The 6,840-nt window shown below is 66.1% G+C and carries 8 protein-coding genes; all 8 read right to left on the reverse strand.

Translation table 11 applies throughout. The features are described 5' to 3' along the window. Positions 1-41: 41 nt before the first annotated feature. Positions 42-539: an RES family NAD+ phosphorylase gene (locus tag AC5JJ6_RS34600; RefSeq protein WP_496046391.1), complete on the reverse strand. Its 498-nt coding sequence runs from the start codon at positions 537-539 to the stop codon at positions 42-44. Between the two features lie 4 nt (positions 540-543). Then, positions 544-894 carry an MbcA/ParS/Xre antitoxin family protein gene (locus AC5JJ6_RS34605; RefSeq protein ID WP_496046392.1) on the reverse strand — a complete coding sequence of 117 codons (351 nt, stop codon included), beginning with the start codon at positions 892-894 and terminating at the stop codon, positions 544-546. Positions 895-1,030: 136 nt separating this feature from the next. Beyond that, a complete protein-coding gene (locus AC5JJ6_RS34610) occupies positions 1,031-2,143 on the reverse strand; it encodes a PEP-CTERM sorting domain-containing protein (protein ID WP_496046393.1) in 1,113 nt (370 codons plus the stop codon). A gap of 220 nt (positions 2,144-2,363) precedes the next feature. Next, positions 2,364-3,356, reverse strand: coding sequence for an FAD:protein FMN transferase (locus AC5JJ6_RS34615; protein ID WP_496046394.1), 993 nt, complete (start codon positions 3,354-3,356; stop codon positions 2,364-2,366). Then, on the reverse strand, positions 3,353-3,904 hold the full coding sequence (locus AC5JJ6_RS34620; RefSeq protein WP_496046395.1) for a nitrous oxide reductase accessory protein NosL: 552 nt from the start codon (positions 3,902-3,904) through the stop codon (positions 3,353-3,355). Before AC5JJ6_RS34620 ends, AC5JJ6_RS34615 begins: the two co-directional genes overlap by 4 nt. Continuing rightward, a complete protein-coding gene (locus AC5JJ6_RS34625; RefSeq protein WP_429645379.1) occupies positions 3,901-4,731 on the reverse strand; it encodes a DUF2705 family protein in 831 nt (276 codons plus the stop codon). Before AC5JJ6_RS34625 ends, AC5JJ6_RS34620 begins: the two co-directional genes overlap by 4 nt. After that, positions 4,728-5,657: an ABC transporter ATP-binding protein gene (locus tag AC5JJ6_RS34630; RefSeq protein ID WP_496046396.1), complete on the reverse strand. Its 930-nt coding sequence runs from the start codon at positions 5,655-5,657 to the stop codon at positions 4,728-4,730. The genes AC5JJ6_RS34625 and AC5JJ6_RS34630 overlap by 4 nt, the downstream gene beginning before the upstream one ends. Next, positions 5,654-6,840, reverse strand: a 1,187-nt coding sequence (locus AC5JJ6_RS34635; RefSeq protein WP_496046397.1) for a nitrous oxide reductase family maturation protein NosD, incomplete at its 5' end; no start/stop codon positions are given. The genes AC5JJ6_RS34635 and AC5JJ6_RS34630, both read right to left, overlap by 4 nt.

Below are 6,840 nucleotides of genomic sequence, written 5' to 3' on the forward strand. Positions count from 1 at the left end.
TGTCAGACGCCGATTTCCTCAACGGCGAGGCGGTCGATGGTCTATAGCGACAGGCGGTTCTCGTCGTCGATCAGGATCAAGCGGGCCGGAGCAGTCCCGCCCCAGTTCCATAGCACCAGATTCATGTCATCTCCGGTAGCACCCGGAGCGAAGCTCCTGACAAGCAAGGCGTGGTAACCGGCGGCAATCAATCTTTTGGCAAACGCTTGCGTTCGTGCTTCCCCCCCCGCCTTCATCTGGTCGCGCCATGTGCTGTCGGCCAGCGCAGCGGCATCCATGTCTTCCGCCTCCAGGGCGTGTTCATCCCGGCAGTCGAAGACGCGCTCGATATCGGCCCCATAGGAGACGAGCGTCGTGGGCTGGAGATTGCCGACTTGGTTGATTTCGCGTAGCGCCGTCATCACCGAGAGTGACGCATAGAGCGCAGGCAGGCCCTTGGGATTGAACCGTCCGCCATAAAGCTCGGCGCCCCGGCCCGACAGCGGCTCGCGCGCGTAGACAGGATTCAGCGCCCGATAGAGCTTTCCCCGATACGGCACGCGTTCAGGCGTGAACGCCGGCGTCGACCGCGTCGATATAGTCGAGCACGTCATCCACGCGACCGCTGCGCACGAGTTGCATGGCCGTCTGGCCCGAAAATCCGGGGAGCGGCTCGGAGCGGTACCAGGCATAGGCCATCAGGCTTGATCCGAAGCGCGGTTCAACCTTGTTGATGACCTCGACCATCTCGCGCAGCCGGCGTTGGGTCCTGTCCGAGCGGACACGGTCCTTGCGCTGGACGGCATCCCTGCCGAGACCGGCCGTCCGGGCGACTTCTTCGCTGGTCGTACGGAAAGCTTCAGCGATCTTGCCGGGAGCGAAGAACCCGCCGTCGGAATACTGTACCAAGCCCATTCGGCCACCCGTTGAGACGCATATCTTGACGCAATATAGCGTCAATCGAAGCGGCATTCAAGGATTGGAGCGAGATGCCCCGATGGCCGGGGTTTCAGCCGTGACCGCTTGGTCTTTGCTGTCACCGCCCTTTGGGTCACCGGACGGTCCTGCCGGGAGCCTGCGGACGCGCGTGGCCAGAACTCGCGCGGCGGCGCAGCAGACCGAATCCAACGACACCGATACCGATCAAAGCCAGCGATCCCGGTTCCGGCACCTCGGTCACCGTTACCGGCGTCAGCAGAAAACCGCGCTCCACGCCGCCGAAGGTGCCGGAACCGGTAATCTGGCCGGTGTCGTTGATCGCCAATCCCTGCCCAAGTACCCAACCCGATCCGGGAGCGATCATCCGGTTCAGATCCTGCATGCCGGTTACAGGATCCCACAGGAATGCACCGCCTCCGCCGGTCGCAGTGGTGCTCCATCCAGTCACCTGGCCGAAAGCATTGATGCCGGCGCCGTAACTGTTGAATCCGCCCAAGGTGCCGAGATCCTGCATGCCGGTCGCCGGATCCCACAGGAATGCACGGAGACCGACGTCGATGGTGCTTGCTCCCGTCACTTGGCCGCTGTCGTTGATGTCGTTGCCGAAGCTGGATATGTTGGATCCACCGAGGTTGCCGAGATCCTGCATGCCGGTCACGGGATCCCACAGGAACGCGCGCGGGGCAACGCCCTCGCTGCCGTCCATTCCGGTTACCTGACCGCGGGAGTTGATCCCCAGCCCGATGCTGTTGGTACCGCCGAGTGTGCCGAGATCCCGCATTCCGCCCACGGCGTCCCACAAAAACGCATGGGTCTGGAAGGACCCCGGAGCAATCTGGCTGGTTCCCGTAACTTGGCCGCCGGCATTGATGCGGTTGCCGGAGGCATCGCTTCCTCCAAGCGTACCAAGGTCTTGCAGACCGGTCGCCGGATCCCACAGGAAGGCACTGCCATTACCTCCGCTTCCGGTTACTTGACCGTTGTCGTTGATACCCCTTCCGATGCTGCTTTCACCGGGGGTACCGAGATCCTGCATGCCGGTCACGGGGTCCCATCGGAATGCATGCATGAAGCCGGACGCCGTGACGCTTGCTCCCGTCACCTGGCCTTTGTTGTTGATGTCGGCGCCGAAGCTGTCCGGCATATCGCCGACAGCATGTCCGCCGAGCGTGCCGAGATCGGTCAACCTATAGGCGGGAACGGCGAATGCGGGAGCTGCAAGCATGGCAACAGGGGATGAAGCCAGGATCCCAACGAAGAGCAGACACTGTAGGCGCATAGTCAGCCTCCACGGATGATCCGTTCAGTATCGCTGACCAGCGGCACGTCTGAACGTGCACCGTCAGGCACTGTACTTGAGGAGGTGCGGCGATTCCGTCGGGTTTCCCGTCAGCCTGCCGTTGGCCGCTGATTGCCGGTGAAGCTTGTGTGTTTGCCCAAGGCTCCTATCCGCACGATCGGGCCGGTTCGTCCGCCAGGGTGATCCGTACCCCAAGGCCGGGTAGGCTGGTGGCCATGGTCGACGCAAGCCGGCACGGCATCGCCGCATGAGCTGTCGAGACTATGTCGGCTGTGGTCGCGTCCGGAGCGGTGACCGTCACTGAAACCGGCCGCGCCTCGCAGTCGCCGGTAAGCGGATCGAAGATGTGTCCGAAGCGTCCGGCGGGGTCGAACACCGTGGCCCGGCTTGAGGATGCCGCCACGGCGATATCGACGCCGTCGATCGTTTCGTTCTGTTGCCTTTCATCTCCACTCCGCAGTGCGATGCGCCAGGGACGCCCATCCGGATGGCGGCCCAGCGCCAGCACTTCGCCCATGTCCACCAGCACGTTCGTCATGCCTTCGGCCCGCAGGCGGTCTGCGACGCGGTCGGTGATGTAGCCTTGGGCGATCCCGTTCAGGGTCGCCGCCATGCCGCGCCGCGCGAATGACACCCGGTTCTCTTCGACGCGAAGCGCGCGGTAATCGACCAGGGAGCGCACCGCCTCCACCGCCGCTGGCGGAGGCCCGGCCGGATCGGCGCCGGGGCGGGCGAAATGCTCGGCGTAGAGTTGCCACAGCGGCTGGACGGTGACGTCGAACGCCCCGTCGGTCAGGCGGCTGAACCGGGCCGCCTCCGACAGCAGGCGGACCATGTCCTGCGGTGGATCGGCCAGTTCTCCTGTCCGGTTCAGGCGGACCAGCAGGCTGTCGGGACGGTAGAGGCTGAACAGCCGTTCCAGCCGGTCGACTTCCGCGAGGCAAAGGCGGATCAGGCGTTCGGCCTCTGCCGGATCGGGATGATGGAGTTGCAGGCAGGCATCGGCGCCCAGCGCCACGCCGCGCCAGACGTGCAGCTCGGAACCGGCGGCACGGGCGCTCCAGGGCGGCAGCAGCGCCATTCCGCCGACCGACGCCGCGATGCCGAGGAAGCGGCGGCGAGTGTGACGCGCGGTCACGGTACGCTCCCGGTGTCGGTTTCCGACGGTGGAGCCAAGATATCGTCGTCCGTCACGTCTTCGAACCGTTTGACCGCGCCGCCGTGCTTGGCGGCGAAGGCGCGGGCCGCCGCTTCTCCCGCGAAGGGCAGAGGCTCGGCATCGCCCATGCCGCCCGCGAACCCGCTGCCGACGACGAACCATGCGGTGCGGGCCTCCGTCCATCGGGCGAGGTCCGGGTGCGCCGGGTCGGTTGCCGCCTCCAGGTCGGTGACGTAGATCGCGCGGTAGTCGTGCGATTCCTCCGGAAGCATCGTGTAGGCGAAGGTATCGCGGACGGAGGAGAACCAGACCGGCCTGTCCCGTCCCATCAGGACGATCTGTCCCTTGGGGCCGGGATGGTCGAGCATGGTCATGCCGCAATAGTGCCCAATGGCTTCCGCCGTGATCGCGCGCGGCGGGGGCGGTGCCGAGGTGGCTTCGTCCTCCTTGCAGCCGGTCAGCGGCAGCAGGGGCAGTGCGGCCAGAAGAAAAGCTGCCAGGAAGGACGACAGGGGTTTCCGCATCATATCTGCTTTCTCGAGAAGATGACGGCGGCCAGCGCCAGCGGGCCGGCAATCCAGGCGGCCAGCACGCCCAGCAGGGCAGGGGCGCCGAACTGGACCTGGCTCGCCAATCCCGCGGTCCCGGCGAACAGGCTGACGTTCTTGAAGCCGGTCAGGTTGAACAGGCGGTAGGTGTCGGCGGGGTTGGCCAGCAGCAGCCAGTTGACCACGCCGGCATCGATGGTCCTGCCCTGGTCGGCGACCAGCAGGCCCAACAGCCCCATGTCGTAGAGCATCACGAAGCCCAGCCAGATGCCGACAGCGATTCCGGCCGCCGTGCCCCGGTCGCGGACGATCGTGCTGGCAAGGTAGCCAAGGGCGGTGAAGGCCGCCCCCAGCATGACGCTGGTCCCGATCATGGCGGCGAAGGCCCGCCAGCTTTCCGGCTCGATCCCGGCCTCGCCGAACCACAGCGCCAGCCCGGCGGCGCCGTAGCCGAGCGTGGTGGCGAAGGCAATCACCGCCGCGTGACCGATGAACTTGCCCAGCATCACCTGCCAGCGGGCGACCGGATATGACAGCAGCAGCGCCATGGTGCCCCGGTCGATCTCGCCCACGATGGCGTCGAACGACAGCAGCAAGGCGATCAGCGGCAGTAGGAAGATCGTCAGGCTGGACAGGCTGACGATGGTGACCTCCAGCGGCCCGGCCCCGATGGTGCCGGTCGGAGCGCTTCCCAGGAAGCTGAGCGTCAGGGCCAGCGCCGCCATCAGCAGGGTCATTGCGACGACCCAGCGGTTGCGCAGCGCTTCGCGGACTTCCTTCGCCGCGATGATCAGGATGGTGCTCATTGGGCGGCCTCCTGCCGCAGGAAGTGCGCGTACATCTCGTCCAGGCTGGGCTGCACGATTTCCATGTCGTCCAGCGGCGTGCCGATTCCGGCGATCCGCCGGACCATGTCCAGCTTGTCGTCGTTGGCGCAGACCAACTCGACCACGCCGCCGGCCAGCCGGGTGGCGGATTGATCGAAGAGGCCGGCCAACTCCCCCTCCAAGGCGGCGAACCCGGTAGCGGGCGCCGTCAGCCGGATGCGGACCGGAAGCTGGGCAAGGCTGCGGAGCGTCGCCAGCGATCCTTCCGCGACCTTTCGGCCCCTGTTCATCACGATCACGCGGTCGGCCTGCCCCTCCAGTTCGGTCAGCGCGTGGCTGCACAGCAGGACGGTGGTGCCGGCGTCCCGCAGATCGCCGATGATCCGGTAGAAGCCCTGACGCAATGCCGGGTCGAGCCCGGTCGTCGGCTCGTCCAGGAACAGCAGCTTCGGGTCGCCCAACAACGCCTGTGCCAGTCCCAGTCGCTGGCGCATGCCCTTGGAGTAGGTGCCGACCCGGCGCTTCCGCGTCGCTGGCTCCAGTCCGACGCGGTCCAGCAGGTCATCGTTGCAGCATGTCGGGACGCGCTTCAGGCGGGCGTAGAAATCCAGGCTCTCCCGCCCGGTCATGGCGGGATGGAAGGCGACGTTTTCAGGCAGGTAGCCGATCTGGCGGCGGATGCGGGCGGCGGCATTGCCGGCGGGGTCTTCGCCCAGTACGCGGATCGTACCCCCGGTCGGCGTCGTCAGCCCGAGCAGAAGCTTGATGAGGGAGCTTTTGCCGGCGCCGTTGTGCCCCACCAGGGCAACGCATTCGCCGGCTCCCAGCGCCACGGTCACGTCGCGGACGGCGTACTGGTCGCCGTAGCGCTTGGATACGCCGGAGACTTCGATGGTCGGGCTCACGGCTGGGCCTTCCTTTCCGGAGTAAGGGGAATATCCGGCGGTGCCATCAGGGGCGCGCTGTCCATCACGCCGCCGGGATGCAGCGCCGGGAACTGGGACTGCGCCCAGCGGATCACCTGGATTCCGGGGCTGTTGATCAGCAGCTTGGCTGCCGGAAACGACCACATGACGCGGTCCACCATGTCGTTGGGCCGGTAGGCCTCGTCCGAGATGCCGTCGCCGTTCAGGTCGAAGGCGGGATTGTCGCTCCAGTAGTTGCCCCGGCCTTTCTCCGACCAGTCAAGCGCCCGCGTCCCGACATACTTGACCTGGGTGCGGTTGTTGACGAAGGCGTTGCCGCTGATGCTGTTGCGTTCCGATCCGGCGGTGAAGTGGATGCCGGTCTCGCAGTCCTCGAACCGGTTGTTGCGCACCGAGTTCTTGCTGGTGTTGTAGACGAAGACGCACTTCCAGGTGCCGGTCCGCGCACTTTCCGCCAAGCCGCCGACCTCGTGCGGCACGTCGCTGTCCGCAATGTCGTCGTCGCTGTCACCCTGCTCGACCGGCGTGGCGTAGCGGCCGGCAACGAGGTTGTTTTCGATCCGGGAACTGGTGGTGGCGTTCAGCAGCAGTCCATGTTCCCGGTCGCCGCGCGACTGGTTGTTCCGGATCACGAGGTTGCGCGAGAACATGATCGCGTAGCCGACGTCGTTGCCGATGGAGACGTTGCCGCTGACTTCGCTGTCGTTGGTGTACATGTAGTGGACCGCGAAACGGACGTTCTCGAACCGGTTGTCGCGGAACTCGTTCCGCTTGCTGGTGGTGACGAAGATGCCGTCGCGGCCATGGTTCACCGTATTGCCGACGACCCTGGTCCCCGGCGCGTTCCAGAGCTGGATGCCGTTGCCGCGCTCGCTGCGGCGCAGGTCGGTCCGGCCCTGTACCCGGTTGCCCGCGACCAGCACGTCGGGAGCGCCCCAGACATAGATGCCGATCAGATTGTCGGTCAGATCGTTGTCCTCGACCACCGCTCCGGCTGCTTCCTTGCCAAGGAAGATGCCGGAGTTCTGGTCGAACAGGCTGAGACCGGAGTTACGGACCGTCAACCGGCGCAGCGTCACGCCGGGCGAGTCGACGGTCACGGTGTTTCCCCGGCCGCCGCCGTCGATGACGGAGCCGGGCTGCCCTTCCAGCGTGACGGGTG

Source organism: Skermanella sp. (assembly GCF_059503625.1).

What these genes read in the sequence shown, in the direction of transcription:
- AC5JJ6_RS34605 (WP_496046392.1), bottom strand. Translation starts at nt 894, where the DNA reads ATGGGCTTGGTACAGTATTCCGACGGCGGGTTCTTCGCTCCCGGCAAG.
- AC5JJ6_RS34610 (WP_496046393.1), bottom strand. Translation starts at nt 2,143, where the DNA reads ATGCTTGCAGCTCCCGCATTCGCCGTTCCCGCCTATAGGTTGACCGAT.
- AC5JJ6_RS34620 (WP_496046395.1), bottom strand. Translation starts at nt 3,904, where the DNA reads ATGATGCGGAAACCCCTGTCGTCCTTCCTGGCAGCTTTTCTTCTGGCC.
- AC5JJ6_RS34625 (WP_429645379.1), bottom strand. Translation starts at nt 4,731, where the DNA reads ATGAGCACCATCCTGATCATCGCGGCGAAGGAAGTCCGCGAAGCGCTG.